15 protein-coding genes are annotated in these 20,186 nt (G+C 41.9%); all 15 read right to left on the bottom strand.

Translation table 11 applies throughout. The annotated features are described in order from the left end of the window. Positions 1-9: 9 nt before the first annotated feature. Positions 10-2,469 (bottom strand): SP_1767 family glycosyltransferase, encoded by a 2,460-nt coding sequence (locus HMPREF9421_RS02915; protein ID WP_006595497.1) that lies wholly within the window; start codon positions 2,467-2,469, stop codon positions 10-12. Beyond that, positions 2,462-3,346, bottom strand: a complete 885-nt coding sequence (locus tag HMPREF9421_RS02910; RefSeq protein ID WP_006597101.1) for a glycosyltransferase family 2 protein — start codon at positions 3,344-3,346, stop codon at positions 2,462-2,464. Before HMPREF9421_RS02910 ends, HMPREF9421_RS02915 begins: the two co-directional genes overlap by 8 nt. Before the next feature lie 53 nt (positions 3,347-3,399). Beyond that, positions 3,400-4,410: a sugar transferase gene (locus tag HMPREF9421_RS02905; RefSeq protein ID WP_006595495.1), complete on the bottom strand. Its 1,011-nt coding sequence runs from the start codon at positions 4,408-4,410 to the stop codon at positions 3,400-3,402. Beyond that, positions 4,407-5,645 carry a glycosyltransferase family protein gene (locus tag HMPREF9421_RS02900; protein ID WP_006595494.1) on the bottom strand — a complete coding sequence of 413 codons (1,239 nt, stop codon included), beginning with the start codon at positions 5,643-5,645 and terminating at the stop codon, positions 4,407-4,409. Before HMPREF9421_RS02900 ends, HMPREF9421_RS02905 begins: the two co-directional genes overlap by 4 nt. 13 nt (positions 5,646-5,658) lie before the next feature. Continuing rightward, a complete protein-coding gene (locus HMPREF9421_RS02895) occupies positions 5,659-7,128 on the bottom strand; it encodes a glycosyltransferase (RefSeq protein ID WP_006597094.1) in 1,470 nt (489 codons plus the stop codon). A 58-nt stretch (positions 7,129-7,186) separates the two neighbouring features. Next, positions 7,187-8,050 (bottom strand): acyltransferase, encoded by an 864-nt coding sequence (locus HMPREF9421_RS02890; protein ID WP_006595492.1) that lies wholly within the window; start codon positions 8,048-8,050, stop codon positions 7,187-7,189. Then, positions 8,051-10,144, bottom strand: a complete 2,094-nt coding sequence (locus tag HMPREF9421_RS02885; protein WP_006595491.1) for a glycosyltransferase — start codon at positions 10,142-10,144, stop codon at positions 8,051-8,053. 18 nt (positions 10,145-10,162) lie between these two features. Then, entirely contained in the window at positions 10,163-11,026 is an 864-nt protein-coding gene (locus HMPREF9421_RS02880) for a CatB-related O-acetyltransferase (RefSeq protein ID WP_006595490.1), read from the bottom strand. A gap of 251 nt (positions 11,027-11,277) precedes the next feature. After that, positions 11,278-12,738: a glutamate--tRNA ligase gene (gltX, locus tag HMPREF9421_RS02875; protein ID WP_006595489.1), complete on the bottom strand. Its 1,461-nt coding sequence runs from the start codon at positions 12,736-12,738 to the stop codon at positions 11,278-11,280. A 98-nt stretch (positions 12,739-12,836) separates the two neighbouring features. Then, complete coding sequence (locus HMPREF9421_RS02870) at positions 12,837-13,619, bottom strand: alpha/beta hydrolase (RefSeq protein ID WP_006595488.1); 783 nt, start codon at positions 13,617-13,619, stop codon at positions 12,837-12,839. A gap of 73 nt (positions 13,620-13,692) precedes the next feature. Continuing rightward, a complete protein-coding gene (locus HMPREF9421_RS02865) occupies positions 13,693-15,354 on the bottom strand; it encodes a ribonuclease J (RefSeq protein WP_006595487.1) in 1,662 nt (553 codons plus the stop codon). A 367-nt stretch (positions 15,355-15,721) separates the two neighbouring features. After that, the gene (locus tag HMPREF9421_RS02860) at positions 15,722-16,210 is read right to left on the bottom strand and encodes a hypothetical protein (RefSeq protein ID WP_006595486.1); all 489 of its coding nucleotides are present in this window, start codon (positions 16,208-16,210) and stop codon (positions 15,722-15,724) included. Positions 16,211-16,777: 567 nt separating this feature from the next. Further along, positions 16,778-17,536, bottom strand: a complete 759-nt coding sequence (locus HMPREF9421_RS02855) for an ABC transporter ATP-binding protein (protein ID WP_006595485.1) — start codon at positions 17,534-17,536, stop codon at positions 16,778-16,780. Beyond that, positions 17,533-18,399 carry an ABC transporter permease gene (locus HMPREF9421_RS02850; RefSeq protein ID WP_006595484.1) on the bottom strand — a complete coding sequence of 289 codons (867 nt, stop codon included), beginning with the start codon at positions 18,397-18,399 and terminating at the stop codon, positions 17,533-17,535. The genes HMPREF9421_RS02855 and HMPREF9421_RS02850 overlap by 4 nt, the downstream gene beginning before the upstream one ends. 168 nt (positions 18,400-18,567) lie before the next feature. Then, positions 18,568-20,186 (bottom strand): mucin-binding protein (locus HMPREF9421_RS02845; protein WP_006595483.1); only part of this gene is annotated, 1,619 nt, incomplete at its 5' end.

Here is a 20,186-nt window from a genome sequence, read left to right as displayed (position 1 = left end):
ATATCTTTCTTATTCTATTGGCAAACGAGATAAGTCTGCCACGATTTGTTTGGTGTAGGTTTCATCTTCGATGAATTCAATATCTTGGTCAAAATTATATTCTGCCGTGTGTTTGTGTTTCAACTTAACTTTCGTCTGTGCTCCCATCTGTAGCCACTCGTATTCTGAATCAATATGCCCAATATCCAGTGCTTGGTAACCATCATTCGCCAAATGAGCAGCCAACACTTTTGCCGTTGGGCCTAACATAATTAGAATTAAACGATCCTCCGCATATTGGCGAATCGTGGCCTCAATTGTGTCCACATCCTTATAAGCATTGTGTGAAGAACAAACAATTCGTAGGATGGAGTTTGCACGATCAAACAGATCATTTCCCACCCCTGTACGAGAAGTTGCTCCTTCAACAATCAGAATATCTCGATTTTTCCACAGTTTTTTAAGTTTGTCAAACTGGGAGGCCGCTCGACTTTTATCTTTAAAGTCAATATAAGGACGTGAAATAAAGGTAGAACCATAGCAAGAGGCTGGAGCAATTTCACGATAAAACTGATCATAATGATCCAAATGCTTTTTCCAAAAATCTTCTGCCCACCATGTAAATTGGAAGCGATTTTCGAAAGCATCTGGCAAACAGACTAAGAGTTTTTCTGAACTGTTCATTCCAACCAACTCACGTAGAGACCGTGCTAGTTCAGGATGATAATCTTGGTAGGCGATAGAATGGCCAGCTATTAGATTGATTTCACCATCTCCAAAACGAATGACAGATGAATGATTTTCCCTAATGAAGTCCAGACTCTCATCAATGGACTTAACCGTAGGTAGAGGGAGAATTTGAGGCAAGCTTCCTTCCCTATCCAACTGTTCAATTGCCGTGATCAGTTCCTGTGGTCGCTCACTTGAAAAAAGAAACTGCCCATGGTTCCCGTGTTGGGTTTTATAAAAACCAAAACTAGGAATCCCCGCCAATTCTACCTGTGATAGAATCTCACCAGCTTCATCGCCATGATTAATATCCAAATAAAGATCCGCACTATGAATCAACTGGGTCAACTGCTCCTGATTGATCGCAGGATACAAACTAACATTGGGATGTTTCTTTAATTCGATTAACTTAGGCCCCATTGCTGTCCAAGCGCCGATATGAAACTCTACAAAAGGAAGAGCACAAACCAGTTCTTCAATTGACTCGAGATCTTGCGTTTGGGTCATGGTAAAGGAGTTCAATCGTGGAAGCTCGTGAACTTCTCCCCATTTCCCTGTCTTTATACGCTCTTTAATGAGTGAATGCATTTGTTCAACTGTGTTAACCTCTAACTGCGCTTGCTCACTATGTCTGGTTTCCGGGAAGGACAAGATTGGTTTTCCTGTTTTCGCATAAGTCGCCAAGGTTGCTTGATCAGCAGTACCATAATTAATATCTAAATAGGCAGCAGAACGATGGATAAGTTCTTCCAATACTGGAGGGACGATTTCTGGATACAATCTAACATTTTCATATTTTGCAAGATGCACCAATTCCTCTCCCATTTCCGTATAGGCAGCAATATGGAACAAGGCCTTCGGATGTCCCTGAATCAATTCCTCAAGGTTTTTAAAGGATTGAGAATTGGTCAAATTGAACAGATGGAGCTCATAATCTGGATCCACCTCTATCTGGAAGTCCCCCATATGGTGAGACAAGACCTGACTGTAATCCATATCATGAAAGGCCCACCATAATTGGCGGAAACGATTGGCACTTAGCGTCGTCCATGGTTTTCGGTGAGAGACAAAATGCACAATATAGGGATCTTCACTATCTATAAAGTGATTTGGCCAATGACTCATAAAAGCCGTCACGTCATGACCAACTTGGAGGTTCATCCTTTTATCCAAGGCCAACCATCTATCACGAAAGACCTTATTAAAGATTGTCTGGTCCCCATTAAATTTAGGAATATTTCCTTCCAGAGCTTGCCGGAGTGAACCATTCGTCTCATTCACCAACTGATCTGTCATATTTTCTCGTTTCCACAAACCATTGTCAATTAATAAGACACCCGCATTAAAGCTTTGGTTATCTGTGTCCATCACGGCTGCAATCGGGTAGTCCTTCATATCTATTTCAAAGACATCCTCTAAGTTCTTTAGAACCAGCAAATCCGCATCGAGATACAGCACCTTTTCCTCTGAGATATACTTGGAAATAAAATAGCGAGAATACGTATCCATACTAATATGTTCCTGAGTCCACCAGGTATCCTTCAGATCGTCTGGATCCAGTTTGACATCAATGAGGTCACCCCCTAAGAGCTGAGCCATCCTCCGTGGTTTTCGAAACCAGTCTGGAAGGATATCTCGATTCAAAACATAAATTTTCACATCTTTATTGTGATAAAAGATGGATTTTATAGTCGTCGATAACTGAGCGGTATAGTTCTGATTTCCTGCTAGAACAATCGCTCGACTTTTTGTATCATGCATGAACACTCTTCTCCTTGATCCGTCTTTTTACCAGTACTTGCTGGTAAGCTTCCATGTCTCCATGTTTTAAGGTCTCTTCTTCATGAATGGCCAATCGCCACTTGTAAGCAGCAATTTCTGCATCTATTAAGCCCTTTGGAGCTCCGATCAATTGAAGAATCATCATGCGTTCTTCGATACTTTGTAACGGATAAACATCTGCAAGATTGACCGTTTTAGTCACACTTGTCTCACGTTTACGATGCAGATAGATGGCACGGTTCATATAGACAATTTTATCGGCTTGTAGATAGACCTTGTAGGTCGTATAATCATCCTCTACCGTTTTATCTGTTGGATAAACAATCTCCTTAAACAATTCCACCTTATAAAGCTTTGCCCAAGGGACCGTGAAACATTGGCTCAGATTATATTGTCCTTCATATTGATGTTGGAACCACTCAAAAGGAGAATAGACACGCTCGAAATAATCATTTCCCCCAACATGGATTAAAAAGTTCCCCTCTTCTTCCATAAATTGAGTGAAATTTCCAATTGCAATATCTGCATCTGCTTTTTTCAGCAAATGATATAAACTCTCGATATGATCCAGTTCCAACCAATCATCGTTATCCACAAAGAGAATATAGTCACCCGTCACCGCTTCTAAAGCACGATTCCGGCTTGATCCAACTCCTCCATTAGGCTTATGATAGACCTTCACTCGAGGGTCCTGAATCTTGTAGCGTTGGCAAATAGCGGCAGAACCATCCGTTGAACCATCGTTGACTAAGATAATTTCTAAATTTTGATAGGTCTGTTGGATGATACTATTTAAGCAATTTTCAAGATAAGCCTCTGAATTATACACAGGGACGATGACACTAATTTTTTCCATTTTTTTCATTTTCTTTTATATTTTAGCAGAGAGTGCGATGTGAAAGAAATTCATCACTTGCAGGCCAGGCAAAAGATTGAATCGACTAACAACTTCTTAGTGATATAGCCCTCTTTAAGGAGGAAAGCAAAGCTTTGAGCCCTACTACTGATCTCTTGATACATTTTCGGATCCATATTTTGAACCAATTGATCAGCCTCTGCCAAACTGTTCACAGCAAAGCCTAAACCACGCTCTTCTATCAGATGACTATTTGATAAGGTGTTGGGTACAATCACAGGAATTCCTGCTGCAAGATAGGTGCTGAGCTTATGTGAAATATTCATTTCATAGTAGTCAACATTCTCCCCATCGTTGTACTGGGTATTCCAGACAAGGCCAAAACCTCCCCTTGAGAGTTCCATCAGGAGTTCTTCATTGCGCTTCCATCCTTCAATCACCAAATTGGCTTCTGGATTGCTCTTTGGCTCATTCGCAAAAACTCGCAAAGGGGTTTCATAAACCCAATTTTGCAACTCTGGAAAACGTGTCAAAGATCCTGCAAAGAAAATCTCTTTTTTAAATACTGGTTGGTTCAAATTGAGGTTATGAGGATGATCCCAAAATTCTTGAATCAAGACTTTTTTCACCGTTAGCCCTTCTTTACGCAGACAATCTACCATCTGCTGTGATGGCGCAATAATAACATCTGCTTGGTTGAACATATCCATATAAACTGGCATGAGGTAGGCATTATCTCGGAACATCAGTGGGACAACGTCATGGATGAACACCACTAATTTGACCCTCAGATCCTTCATCTTCGCTACAAATTCCGCATCAAATTCCCAACCATTCCAAGTTGGTGATTGAAAGATAACAATATCTCCAAATGAGATACTAGCCATGATCCCATCCAGACGCTTGCTTCGTTCCCCTGGACTATCTGTCGTGATATTGTAAAAATAGATTCCGATTTCACGAAAACCCATTGAACGTGCAATTTCTGTCACAGCATTCTGAGCTAAGATTACAGTGCTATCGCCTGCCATACCATATAGATTTGTAATATGTACTTTCGTCATAGTTTCCCTTCTTTATTTTCTGTCATTTGAACCATCCTCTTTAACTCTTCTTTTGTTGCTAGCGTCGGATGCATCTTTTGCTTATCATAGGCTGATTGATATCTTTTAGGATCTTCCAGCTGAGATAGTTCATCGAGCAAGTCTGTAACGGAATCTTTTTGAAACAAGTGATCTTTTGTATAGACATTTGGTCGGTGACAGGTTTCTTCAAAGGCATATAAAACCATTCCTTTTTCAAGAGCCATTCGATTTCCGTCTAAAATTTCATCTGCATAAGCGATATCTAGGTAGATACGGCATTTATCTAATAACCACTCATAATTATCATCTGAAATCCCTGGATAAAGGTAAACATTTGGGTAATCATTGAGACGCACTAATCGTTCCCCCATTTCTGTCAAGGCTGCAATATGAAACTGAAAATGAGGAAGAGCGGTCACAAGAACTTCAATCTGTTCGATCTCTTGTGTATTTGTCAAAATAAGAACCTGTGGCTGAAATTCCCTCAAATCTCCCAAATAGGTCGGGAAAAATACTAGCGAATGAGGCGCCATATCAATGTTAGGCTCACGAACGAACACTTTTACACCCTTGTCCACCAGAGGAGCAAGTTCTGCTTCAGAAAGAGTTGACCGACCATAGAAGATAATCTGTTCCTTCTCAAGTTTGGGTAAGGCCTTCAACAATTCTGGATCAGACAAGAAGACTGTTTCAGCCTGCAAAAGAGCTTCTTGAAGAAGGGCCTTTTTCGCGTCTTCTATAGAGGAAAACCCCTGTTCTAACCCATCGATCGCTTGGTAGATCGCACGATCGTGTTGATGGAATAGATAGAGTTTCCCCATTCTATCATTCGTATAAATAGAGAAATGGCGTTCATTTGCACTCCAAACTTCTTTCAGAAAGAGGCTACCAGATCGATCATAGTGGTCACTCGCAGAGCAATGACCATCTGGATCATACCAATCTACTTTTTTAACCCTTTGAGGGCGATCCTGAAAACAGTCTATCTTTCCCCTCTTCACTCCATCAGCAACAACATCCCCATTCACATACACTTCCCAAAACGGGGGTAGCGGAAGACTGGTCATATGCAGAGGTGAGTCCACTTTCTGATTGGAAAAAATAGAATCCAGAACATTTTCTAACTGTAGAGATTGGATTGATAGGCCAATTTGTTCTAAGTCCTTCCTCAATCTCTCGTCGTCTAAGGTCCATTCATTGACTAGATAATACATCGCTATTCTTCCCCTATTTCACCAAAAAATCTCTCCATTGTCCCATCATTTGATCTGTCATGTAGTGTTTCGCCAATTCATAAGAACCTTCTCTTAGTCTATTCAAGTGCTTGAAAGCCTTCTGCATAGCTCCATTCAAGTCAGCAACCACTTCTTCATGTGATCGATCTACAAACGGAATGAGAAAACCATTTTGATCATTTTTTATAAAAGTGGGATTCCCATAAGGGACATCTGTCCCCACCATGACAAGACCAGATCCTATCGCCTCTAACAAGGTTAAGCCAAATGTTTCCCACTCGGAAGTGGCTAAATAAAGTTCATACTCCTTAAAACGAGTTTGAAGGTCTTGGTGCCCCTTGAGATGAATATAACTTTGAGCATTTAACTGCTTAATTTTTTCTTCTATTTCTTGCCAAAGCATACCTTGACCATAAATGTCCAATGTAACCTCTGGAATTTTTTTATGCAAGGCTACTACCGCATCGATCGCTAGGTCCAATCTCTTTCTTCGCACAAACCGGGCCGCAATCATCAAGCTATAAGGTTTGCGATTATCAGCATATTGCAAGCCTTCAAGTCCACCGACAGGCAAGACCGATACAGACTTATCCGTCGACAGATCCCGTTCTAATTCTTCCTTTTGAGCTTCCGTAGATACAATGATATGATCGAAATAGTTAGCATACTGAAAAAGAAGAAAATATTCTGAATTGATACAGTCGCCCCAATGGTGTATCGAATGAAGGACACACGATAAGGTTGCTTCTCCCTTCATTTTTAAAAGAGTCTGTGTAAAGGGAAGACGCTCTAAACGATCCACAATAATATGGTCTTTTGCAGAGAACTGTAAGGTGCTGATCGCTTGGCTCAAAAGCTCCGACTCATTATAAAACCAATGATCTCCCTGCCGATAGACCGACTTCATCAGATCACCTGGTGTTTTTTTGATTTCCTCCAAAGCTACGGAACCATCCAAATTATAAAAAAGGCGGCGAAAGACTCTTGCTTCTAAGCCCGCATCAGTGGGAACAGCTGTAAAATATTCTGTATAAAGCTTTACACTCCCGTAATGTTCCCTCCTAAGAAGATGACCAGCTACATAATAATCGACATAATCAACATAGTTTGACTTAAGAGTATTTCGATGAAAGACAAGCGAAATCCCATTCTCTTCCGGAAATATTAACTCTTGATTTCGTTCAATTGGAGTGGATTGAAGATTCAAACCTTGCTTCATTTTCTCCACACTCATTGTCAAGGTCATATCACGCTGATCTGTCAGTAGCATATGTACTAAAATGATTTCATCTTCAGCATATCCTAAAGACAAATAGTAATCCCATTTATATCTAGGAGGAACTTGCGTAAAGACAAAGCGTGCTGGGCACCCCAGTTTCCTAAAGATTTGTCCACGGTAAGCCTGGGCAACATCGACACCGTTAGGCTCTAATTCCACCATCAGATTAAAAGTGTAAATCATCTCTCCTCCAAGCAAGTTCCAGTTGTACTCTGATAACGTTCTTTCTCTCTCCACAAGTCTAATCAGCCAATGTGGCCAGATAAGATTTAATTTCTTCCACCATCATTTCAGGATACTGATGAGAAAATATACTACCACCCAACTCTGCCCTGTGAGCTACATTATCAAAAGCAAAGACTGGTTTTCCCTTTTCAAATGCCCGATCTACAATAGAATCCACCTGATCCCAATGATTAATATCCAGGTAGATTTCTGATTGATCCAATAAATCCTCTATAATATCATCATGGTGGACGTTTGTGTATAACGTTACATTGTCATACTTTTTAAAGGCTTCTAAGCGATTTGAAACATTGGTCTTGGCTGCAATATGAAACGAAACTTCTGGAAGATTTTCTACCAAATAAGTCAGATTTTCCAGAGTGTCTGAAGCTGTCAGAGTAAAGACATGATGCTCTAATTGAGGACGCTCTTTTATGATGAGTTCCTCTTTACTTACAACAATGGAGTTACTTGGAATATCTTTATGAATGACTGCTCCTGCACCAATAATAACATTGTCACCGATCGTGACTCCCTTAAGAATCACAACATTGGCACCAATCCAACAATTTTTTCCGATCGAGATCTTTCCGTAATTAAAAGCGATTTTTTCTACGTGGTAGTTGGAATATTGATGATTACTATCGAAAATACGAACGCCATCTCCAAACATGGTATCCTTACCAATTTCAATATGATATCCACAATGAATGGAACAGTTAATATTAAAGAAAACGCGATTTCCGAGTTTCAGGGTTGCTCCATTTCCCACCTCTAGGCAAACAAAAGAACGCAAGGTAACATCCTGCCCCAGTTCGACATGAGCTGTAGGATCAATTGAAATCTGTTGAAATTTACCATCCAATTGAAATTCTTTCATTTATTCTCGTACCTTTCTCATATTACAAATCGCATCAACCAATCCTTGCCAATCTTCCATTGGGAATACCTGTTGATAATGCTCTGTCGATTTCACTTCTTCAAAAGCCAAGATTGGCTTATCTTCCAACTGAAAACGATCTAAGATTTCTATTGTCTTTTCGCCAGGATTGATATCCAGTAATACATCACTCAAGGTAACTAACTCTGCATCTAGGTTAGGCATGTTATTAATTCCTGAGTATACAGTTACATTTGGGTAGACGAGCAGGCGTGCAAGCTCGTCGGATACTAGAACACGCGCAGCAATCTTAAAGCAAACATTCGGTAAGCGTTGAATCATATCTTCCAAATGAGGAATCTCAGCTACACTCGTATAAACCAAGCAAGTAAGCAGACGACCTTCTGGGTAGAGATCTACTTCACGCAGCGGAAATAAATCAACATTATTAGAAACTTCAGACCAATCCAATTGCGCATAAAACCACCAAACATCTCGATAGGTCTGTGCCGCTAGCGGAAACCATGGTTTCCTATGAGATAAATAATGGAGAACCTTTGGAAACTCTTGACCTTCTGGAATTTGATAATCTGTAAAATGATTGTGCAGCACAACATGATTCAGATCAAATGGCAGTTCATACCAATTGTTTTCAAATACCATATTTAAAATAGATTGATCTGCCTGATCCACTCGATCGTGCCATTCATTCGTCATTTCAATCAGGTATTGACTCATTTGTTTGGCTCTCCAATAAGCATTGTCAATCACTAAAAAGCCTGCATTGAAGATTTCTCGGTGGTAAAAGACACGTCCCCCATAATCTCGGACTGCTGCGACAGGATATCCCTTTAGATCCATTGTAAATAGATCATCAAGTGGCCCCGTCACTACCATATCACAATCCATGTAAATCACGCGCTCTTCTTTAACAAAATCCGAAATAAAGTACCTCAAGAAAACGGTATAAGATATATCTGTCTTGTACTGTTGGATCTGCGAACTCGTGACACGACAATTTACAATGTCACTATCAAAACGAACAAGATGACGATTCATCCCCGTAAACCACTCCTGTGGAAAATCACCATTGATGAGGTAAAAGCGGATATTCCGATGGTGGTAAAGGACTGATTTCATCGTTGCCAAAACCTGATCTAGATAAGGATAATTGGCAGCCAAAACAATAGCCCGTTTTTCTCCACGATGCGGTTGTGGTATCAAACTCAAGGCTTGGTATTTTTCCGTCATTTGTCGATAAGCCTCACTATTCTCTAAACCATGAAATCGACTATTTGCCAAACATACTTTTAACATCATTTGATAAAGATTGATCGTTTTTTCAAGAGGATATCCCCGGTTGGCTAAAAGTGCCAATTTTTCCTCCATCGCAAAAACCAAGGCAGGCATCCACTCCCCAGTCCATGTATGAGAGAGACTACCAGTACGTTCTCGATAAGCATATAAACCCTTATTCAGATAAACCACTCTCTCACTGCTCAAAAAAGCCTTGAGGCTCAAGAAACGATCCTCTCCTATTCGATCCTCTGAAAATCGTAACTCATCAAACAAGGAACGTTTGTAAAGTTTCCCCCAAGCAGAGAGGAGCGCAAAACTCTTATTAAACTTTGTTTCATAAAGTCCATCAATCAGCTGTACAGGGGTGTAGAGGCGCTCATAATAATCCTGCTCCCCCATAAAGAAATAAAAAAGGCTCTCTGCATCATTAAAGAGATAATAATTAGCGGCCACTATATCTGCATGATAAGTTATTAGTTTATCATACAGTTCTTCAATATAGGTTTTCTCTATCCAATCATCTGAATCAACAAAGGTCACATAGGCACCAGATGCTTCTTGCAGTCCTATCACTCTGGTATCAAAAACACCGAAATTTTCCTTAACATGATAGGTTATTCGCTCATCTTTTTCAAGATACTCTCGACAAATCGTATCACTTCCATCTGTTGAGCCATCATTGATGATTAGGATCTCAAGATTTTGATAGGTCTGCTGAAGAATGCTATCCAAACACTGTCTAAGGTATTTTTCAACGTTATATACGGGTACAATTACACTAACTTTTTCTGTCATTTTTACTTTTTACTTTTATTATTTGGGAAGGTATTCTGCAATAAAGGCAGAGAGATCCTTACTCATCATACTTTCTAGTCGTTCTGCAACGACTTGTTCTGGCCAATCCCACCAGGAAATCTTTTGCATTGCCAAACGTTGTTCTTCATCTTCAATACGATAGCGGATGAGTTTTGCTGGATTTCCTCCAACGATTGCATACGGCGCTACATCTTTTGTCACAATAGATCCAGCCGCAATTACTGCTCCATCTCCAATTGTAACTCCCGCCATAATTTGGACGTTGTTACCAATCCAGACATCATTCCCTACAAGAATAGGTTTAGAAAGAACATGGTCATCCGAAATCGGCAAAGACTGATCTGTATAAAATTTTTCTAAGCTCTTAAAAGGATACGTCGTCACCAGGTCAAGAGCATGATTGGCGGTTACAAAGTAGACATTCTGTCCAATAGAGCAATAATCCCCTATGATAACCTTTCCACCATGATCAAAGTCAACCAACAAAGGAATGCCATAAGTATGTGGTCCCACAGTTAAAGCTCCATAATCAATTAAATGACGACTTGTGAATTTCGTTTTGAAATCGAATAAATCTGATCGCAAATCATAAAGACGCAACTCGAGCGGAATGGTCTGCTGATGCATCCCTTCCCAATAGGAATAACCTTCCTCCTCATAACAACAGGCTAAGGTGGCTGTCAATTGCTTATCCTTGGAAAACAAACGAATCTGATGATTTTCAACATCCCAATATCGCTCGTTATCATGACCTTCTCCACCAATATCTTGGATCTGCCCATCAGGTGACAACCGAAAATAACGCGAATATTGCTTATTCTTATGTGAAAACACACAATACCGACCGACTACAGCTACCATTTTTCCTCATTTCTATCTAACCATATTTTTTACATCAATAATTAGTATAAATAGGCTGAAATAGTTGGAAAATCAACCTCCAACCGGCCTTATTACCACGTTATTATTATACCTTATTTCAGATAGTCAATCCATACCTTTAGCTGACATTATCCGTATCTGACGGAAAAGTTGGAGACAAAATAATACAAAAATAGGGGGGATCTGAACAAATCTTGAAATGTTCTCCACGATCACCCCTATTTCATATTTTATTTTGTAATTTTTTCCAACATTTTCTCAATGTGTTGGATGGATTTTTCACGTCCAAGCAAGTAAATGGTATCTGGCAATTCTGGACCATGCATTTCACCTGAAACAGCGATACGGATTGGCATGAAGAGATTTTTCCCTTTGATACCAGTTTCCTTTTGGACTGCTTTGATTTGTGGGAAGATATTTTCTACCACAAACTCATCGTCTGACATGGCTTCAAGTTTTGCTTTGAAGGCTTCAAGTACAGTCGGAACCGTTTCACCAGCCATGACTTCTCGCTCAGCTTCTGTCAATTCTGGGAAGTCTGAGAAGAAAAGGTCTGTCAATGGAACGATTTCGTCCACCGACTTCATTTGTGGTTTGTAGAGTTCCACTAATTTCTCAGCCTTGTCAGTCAAACGACCTGCTTCTTCAAGGAATGGTTTAGCCATTTCAAAGATGGTCGTAAGGTCTGCATTCTTGATGTAGTCATTGCTCATCCAGTCTAGTTTCTTTTGGTCGAAAGCTGCTGGAGACTTGCTGAGGCGGTTTTCATCAAAAAGCTTGATGAGTTCTTCACGAGAGAAGATCTCATCTTCCCCACCAGGGTTCCAACCGAGCAGAGCGATAAAGTTAAAGACTGCTTCTGGAAGGTAGCCCTTCTTACGGTAATCTTCGATAAATTGAAGGGTGTTGGTGTCCCGTTTAGACAACTTCTTACCAGTTTCAGAGTTGATGATCAAAGTCATGTGACCAAACTCAGGTGCTTCCCATCCAAGCGCTTCATAAACCATGAGCTGTTTTGGTGTGTTAGCAATATGGTCATCTCCACGGATAACGTGAGAGATTTGCATATCGTGGTCATCGATGACAACGGCAAAATTGTAAGTTGGGTAGCCATCTTTCTTCTGGATGACCCAGTCACCACCGATATTGCCACCTTCAAATTCGATATCGCCCTTGACCATATCATGCCACTTGTAGATACCAGACTCATTCACTGCCAAACGAACCGTCGGGATGATGCCCGCTGCTTCACGTTCTGCAACGTAAGCTGCTTTTTCTTCTTCGCTCATCCCAAGGTATTCGTTGATGTAGCGAGGTGTTTCACCTGCTGCTTCTTGACGTTCACGTTCTGCCGCCAACTCTTCTTCTGTCACATAAGATTTGTAGGCTTTTCCTTCAGCTAAGAGTTGATCGATGTATGTTTGATAGAGTTCCAAACGTTCAGACTGGCGGTAGTTTTCATGCGTCTCTGGACTTTCATCCCAGTCCATGCCCAACCAACGCAGGTTTTCAAGCTGGGAACGCTCTCCGTCTTCGACATGACGTTTGCGGTCCGTATCTTCGATACGGATGATAAAAGTTCCACCATGGTGGCGTGCATACAAATAGTTAAATAATGCTGTACGAGCATTTCCGATGTGTAGTAGTCCAGTTGGACTTGGTGCATAACGCACACGAATATCTTTAGTCACGTATGTTTCTCCTAATCGTTCATTGATTCTGGGCTTCTCATCTAACTAGCCCAGGTACTTTTCACTCTATTATAGCATATCTCCCAAGGAGTAGCTTCCTAATCGAGTCGTTCTTCTAGTTCAAAATTGATCGGCAGGGTTGCTAAGAAATGTTCCAACTCCCGCTCCCAATAAAACCATTCATGTTTTCCTGGTCCATGGCTGTATGTGATATCAAAGCCGAGATACTTCAGATGATCCACAGCTATATTGTTGGCCTCATACAGAACATCTTGCTCTCCGCACCAAGCCCATAAGGCCGTCTTCTTATCTGAGTACTTCTCCGCAATACTTTCCAAGGAGTAAGGACTTGTCGTCCAATCTTCTAGCTTTCCAAAGACCCCTTGCCAATAAGCTGCACTTCCAAGGTCGGTGTCTGCCAGTTGACGCCCCTCAAAGCTAAGAGCACCAGAAAAGCTAGCGGCATGCGAGAAGCGATTGGTTTGAAGAGCCAGTTTGAAAGAGCCATAGCCCCCCATCGATAGACCAGCAATAAAGGTCTTCTCCCGCTTCTTAGTCATATTGGGGAAGAAACGTGCCAAGGTCTTAGGCAATTCCTCTGCGATGGCTGTGTAATAGGGATAACCATACTGTGTATCTGTATACCAACCATTATTGGTATTAGGCAAAACGACAATCAAATTGGTCGAACGTAGGATCCGTTCTACATTGGTCCGTTTCAACCAGGAGTACTGATTGCCATTCATCCCATGAAGGAGATAGAGGACCGGGATATCTTGATCATCCGGATTTTTCACCCGAGACGCATCTGGATAGAGGACGTTGATCCCCCATTCCATTGCGAGCGCTTCTGAATAATATTCAATCTGCATTACTGCCATCTATCTTTCCTCACCATTTCTTTCTTCTTTGACAAGAAAAAGCCGACGATCGACTTTTCCTCTTATGTTAATCTTAGCGTACTTCCATGACAACTGGCAAGATAGCTGGTCGACGTTTGGTCTGGTCAAAGAGGTATTTAGCCAAACTATCACGAACAGCACTCTTGAGCTCACCCCAATCGAAGCTGTCCTGAGCCAAGTATTCTTCCACACTTTGGTTGACAATTTCTGCACTTTCGCGCAAGATATCGCGACTCTTCTTCACGTAGACAAAGCCACGGGTGTGAACTTTTGCCTTCGAGATGATGCGTTTCTCACGACGGTTAACCGTAATAGCCACAATAAAGATACCATCTTCTGAAAGGACTTTCCGGTCACGGAGAACGACATTCCCAACATCTCCAATGGCATTCCCATCGATGAGAACATCTCCTGCAGAGACGCTACCAGCTGGGACGAAGTCCCCATTGTCATATTCCATGATGGAGCCTTTTTTCGGAATGAAGATATTTTCAGGTAAAATCCCCACTTCCATAGCAAGCCTTGCATGGGCATCCAATTCACGGTATTCCCCTTGGATTGGGAACAGATAGTTCGGACGCAGTAAGTTGATCATCAACTGCAGATCACGCGCATTTCCATGTCCTGATACACGCAAGCTTTGAGTAATCTGTTTGACGACTCCTCCTGCTTGGTAGACCATGTTTTCTACACGTGCCATAACCGCTTCTTTGGCGATAGATGGAGTTGTTACGATATAAACCAAGTCACCATCCTTGATTTCGACATAGCGGTGACGGCCAATGGACATCTTACGAAGTCCGTTGATCGGCTCACCCATACGTCCAGTTTCAAGAATAATCAATTCATGGTCCTCAAAACGAGACATTTCTTTTGGCTTGATCAATAATTTTTCGTTGGCCAAAGAAAGCTTATTTAACCGAATCCCTGTCCGGACGATATTTTCTACGTCAAATCCAGTCAAAACAACCCGACGACCTGTCTCTGCAGCTGCGTCAAAGACCTGCTGGATCCGTGATAGGTTACTAGCAACAGCAGCAACAATGACCCGGCCATCCCAGTCCCCAATGGTATCCAGGATTTCATCTCCAACTTCTTGCTCGCTAGCCACTTGAACAGTGCTGTCAGCATTCGCAGAGTCACTCAAGAGAGCTAGCACGCCTTCGCGTCCAATCTCTGCCAAACGAGCAAAGTCTGTCGCATAAAACTCACTCGCTGTCTGGTCAAACTTGAAGTCTCCTGTATAGACGATGTTGCCCTCAGGAGTCTTGATGACAATTCCTAAACTTTCTGGAATAGAGTGGGTTGTCTGGAAGAAGGAAACAACGGTTCCTCCAAAATCGATTTCTGAATTGGCATCGATCACATGGAAGTCATTGAACTTCTTGACACTGTCGTTACTCTTGACAAAGAGCTTGGCCAACTCGACGGTCAACTCCGACCCAAATACTGGAACTTTAGCCTCCGCTAAAAGATAAGGAAGTGCTCCGATGGCATCCGCATGCCCGTGCGTTAAAAAGACCCCTGCGATACGGTCGCTATTCTCAAAGAGGTAGTCCATGTTGGGGATCACGACATCGACCCCTAGTTGCTCATTTTCTGGATACTTGAGACCAGCATCCAAAACAAAAATAGAGTCATTTACTTCAGCTATGTAGAGGTTTTTCCCGTTTTCACGGACTCCACCTAAAGTAATCAACTTAATGTTACTCATGTTTTCTCCTTTATGTGATGGTTCATACTTACGGTCCTTGGCTCACCAAGTCGAATTACAGTTTTGCAAAGTTCTTGCATATCTAGAACATTATACTATTTTTTCACGATTTTTTCAAAAGTCAGATCAAACAAAAGAGGCTGGGACAAAAGTCCTAGCCTCTCAATTTTCTTTGGATTGTCGAGCAAGACGCAGTGGTTGAGTGGGCTCTACTACGCTGATTTCATCAACTTTTACAGCCCTACTCAACTGTGCGGAGGTGGGACGACGAAATCGAATTCTAACGAATTACCGATTTCTGTCCCACTCTCACTTTATTAAGACCAAAGACGACAGCCTAGATTGTCAACTCTGTCAAAAAGAAACACTAGTCCGTATGATAGTCATTTTTCTTATTCTCAATCACCCGTATCGCCGCCTTGATGACGTGAAACTCATTTAGCAGTTCTTCAAGGTGGTGGTAATTCCGATCGCTAAGCGCCCCCTTCTTAAGGGTTTGGGACAAGCTATAAAATCGATCGACATGCTCATCAATATTGGCCAGCAATTCTTTGGCTTCTTTTAAGCGATAGCGATTTAGAAGCTTGCTTTGACTATGTTTATAGGCTAGCACATTCTCACGATGAATGTCTTGACAGACTTCCTTCTGTTCTTCATCCACCGTCAAATTGACAGCTTGGAAGCAGGTAATAAACTCCCGATTCTTCAGATCACACACAAAGACGACACCGTCCTCTGCTACATAGGCTTCCGTATCGGGCCGTTGATCAAAACTGCTGTCAAAATGATGAAGCGAGGGTACGTGTTGATTGACCCAGCGTCTCAACTGCTCGTTATCGACTCCAAATCGTTCCATTGCTCTTTCTTTAAAATGATCTCGACAGCTATATTCATGTGCATATGGCAATCCCACAGCCCTCACCTCAACTTTCTACCACGACAGACAAAAAGACCTCCAGTCTTACGGGACTAGAGGTCTGGTCTGCTTCACTGACAAGAGGCGATTAACCATTTAGGCTAACGAAAACAACAGTTATGATTTTCATTTCTTTTCATGGTACGATTCACATACCAGTGGTTTTCTTTGCAAGTTCTCTTTCAGTTTTGTTACAAAGCACTCAGTTGAGCATACCGAAGTTCGAAAACCATCTAAAGCTTCCACTACTATTTCCACGTATTTCAATGTCATTTAGTAAGTTAAGCAGACTTACTTGACGTCTCAACTGATTTAACATTTCCGACGTTCTGGCTTTTTTATAAAAAGCACAATCAAGTGTCAGCGAAGGCAAACCTAAAACGAAGTAACCTAATGTATGAATCTATAAGGCATTGGTATCAACCCCTTCTCCCTTATCTTCATCTATAGTATACTCCTTTAATATCAGTATTGCAAGCGATTACACACTGAAACTAGTTTCTAAATTTACTCAAAGAAACGGTAGTAATCAGACAAGGCCATCTTAGCCTTTTCCTCTTGATTCAAGTCCTGGATAATCTTTCCATCCTTCATGACAATCAAGCGATTCCCGTACTTAAGCGCATCCTCCATATGATGGGTAATCATCAAGGCAGTCAGGCGATCTGTTTTGACAAAACGATCCGTCAGCTCCATTAAGGCTTGACTTGTCTTGGGATCTAGGGCAGCTGTATGTTCGTCCAAAAGTAAGAGTTCTGGCCGTTTTAGGGTAGCCATCAACAAGCTCAGAGCCTGACGTTGTCCACCAGATAAGAATTCTACCGACGTATCGACATGCCTCTCTAAACCATTGCCGATCTGGCTCAAAACCTCTTTAAACTCGTCTTTGTACTGGGCAAGGCGACGAGGAACCAAGCCCCGCTTTTCTCCTCGGAATTTTGCAATCAGGAGATTCTCAGCCACTGTCATACGAGGAGCTGTCCCCATCTTTGGATCTTGGAAGACACGAGATAGGTATTTGGCCCGTTTTTCCGGACCATAGTGAGTCACATCCTCTCCCTTGATCAAGACTTGACCACTGGTCAGAGGAAGGGTCCCAGCCAAGGTGTTGAAGAGGGTTGATTTCCCAGCACCATTGCCCCCAAGAATGGTGATAAAGTCATGCTCATGAATCTCCAAAGAGACATTATCCAAAATGACTTTTTCTTCATTCAAGCCATTATTCACCACGATGGTGGCATTTTTTAATTCTACAATTGCAGTCATTTGCTGAGTTTGACTCCTTTCAGCAGTTTCTCTTTAAAGGTTGGAATCATGAGACAGATAGCCAAGATGATAGCACTAAAGATACGGATGTAGCTGGTATTGACACCGATGGCAATCACAGCCCAAATCAAGAATTGATAAATGATTGATCCAATAACGATACTGAGCAAACGTTCTGCTAAGGTTAGTTTTGAGAAAAGGACCTCTCCGATAATCAAGCTAGCCAGACCAACGACGATAACCCCGATCCCTCGAGAAGCATCTGCATAGCCTTCTTGCTGGGCCATCAAGGCACCTGACAAGGCAATAATCCCATTGGAAACCACTAGCCCCATCAACTCCATCCGACTGGTATGGATCCCAAAGCTTTTAGCCATCTCAGGATTGTCCCCTGTCGCAATATAGGCCTGCCCCAGTTTGGTATCTAAAAAGAAGAGCATAGCGGCAATCACCAGGGTCACAAAGATGATCCCAATGATAATCTCGTTCACACCACTGGCGATAGGAATCATATCTTGGATTTTTGAGTAGCCAAGCAAGCCCAGGTTGGCCCGTTGCATCACAAAGAGAATGACTGAGTTACAGGAAGTCATCACCAAAATCCCTGATAACAGCGTCGGAATCTTCCCTTTGGTATAAAGAAGACCTGTTGCTAATCCAGCCAAACAACCCGCACCAATGGCGGCTAGGGTGGCTAGCAAAGGATGAACCCCTTTGGTGATCAGAGTTACCGCAACGGCTCCCCCTAATGGGAAAGAGCCCTCTGTAGTCATATCTGGGAAATCCAAGATACGAAAGGTCATAAAAATCCCCAGTCCCAAAATAGCCCAGATCAAGCCTTGTGAAATAATCGAAATAAGCATATCTTTGTCCTAACTATTGTAAATATCCTCTATTGTATCATATTGCAAGACGTGATTTCAATGCTTTCAAGAAATAACAAAAAGGCCCCACTCCTTAGAGCGAGGCCTCCTTGTGGAAAACTGAACCATTTACGATCCTAGCGGGAATCGTTAGTGTCTACCACTTGTTTAGTCTTCGTTTTTCTTGCGTCTTGCAAGACCAGCCAGTCCTACCAAACCAAGAGCAGCGCCTAACAATGCAGCAGAAGCTGATTGTTCTTCACCAGTTTCAGGAAGCGCTGGAGCTTGTGGTGCCACAGGAACTTCTGGTTTTGGTTCTGGTTTTGGTTCTGGTTTTGGCTCTGGTTTTGGCTCTGGTTTTGGCTCTGGTTTTGGTTCTGGTTTTGGTTCTGGTTTTGGTTCTGGAGTTGGAACAGCGTTCTTTCTATAAAGAACAGTTGTCACAAAATCCTTGCTATCAGCAGTCAATCCAGTGATTGCATCAACGACAAGTGGACTTGCAGTGTAGCCTTCGATTACTGGTGAAGTCACTGCATCAAAAGTAGTATCGTTATTATCTGCTACCCAAGATGTCGCACTCAATACTTCGTTTGTCTCAGGATTCACCATTACCACTCGACGGAAGGTAACTTGGTCAGTGTGATCTGGTGCCAAAGTTTCTCCTGTAATCGCGTCTTTATAGTGAATTGTCTCATTGACAACTTTTGTTTCCTTACGTGGTACAGCCATAAGTTCCAATACGATAGTCGTGTTACGACCAATTGCATCTGGATCTGCTGGGTTATTTGGATCTACCGTTCCAGCAGCTACATCATAACCATAGACGTTTTGACCAGCCTTAATCTTATAACCCGATGGGATAGCTGGAAGGGTAGTCGCAGCTGCTCTTGTTGGATTAGATGGATCATTGCTGTAGATAACCTCTGACAGAACTTTTCCATTTTGATCTACTAATTGAATATTACCTAGTTTCTTATAATGAACTTCGTATTTTAAGTCAGCAATATTATCTCCATCTACGATTGATGATGGGATACTTTCTTTATCTGCGTAATACCCAGAGAGAACTTTTGTAGGTACTTCTCCATACTCGTAAGTATCACCAGAACTAGTCACAGGTTCATCTGCCAAGGCACGACGTGAACGTGTCCGAGGTGTAGCACTTGCTAGACTAGTTGCTTCTGCATAAGGAGCTGGCGCATCTACTAAGGCGCGACGTGAACGAGCTCGTGGTGCATTTGGCTCATTATCTGCAATTGGAGTCGCACTGACAAACTGCCAACGTTGCGCAGACATTTCTCCAGTTACCAAGTTAACAAGAACAATCCGCTCGAATACAACACGTTCACGTACTGGTTTTGGTACTTTTACGCCGTCATTTCCTTGCACATAGTAAGTAACTGTACGTGTTCCGGTAACTCGACGACTTTGAATCTTATCAACAGTCTTCGGCCAATTTGGTGTATTTGGATCTGTTGGATCGTAAGGTGTTTCTGGAGTTGGATCCGGATCTTCTGGTCCTACAGGTACGATACGTTCACGTACAACAACAGTGAATTCTTGGTCTACTTTGGCATCAAAGTCGAAGTTCTTGTTTGAAGCACTCGTGAAGCCGTCACTTACCAATTCATAACCCTTACGATGGAGTTCATTGATCTTATTAGTAGTGCTGTAAGCAATCACTTCACCTGATTTACCATTTACAGTATCACGATCAACCTCAACATTACCTTTTTCGTTGACATACTTGATGATCGCTTTTTGAGCATCTTTCACATATGTTACGA

The organism is Streptococcus australis ATCC 700641, assembly GCF_000186465.1.
Taxonomy (GTDB): Bacteria; Bacillota; Bacilli; order Lactobacillales; family Streptococcaceae; genus Streptococcus; species Streptococcus australis.
Note: the sequence above shows the minus strand (reverse complement) of the source record. Positions and strands in the feature narration are given on the sequence as shown.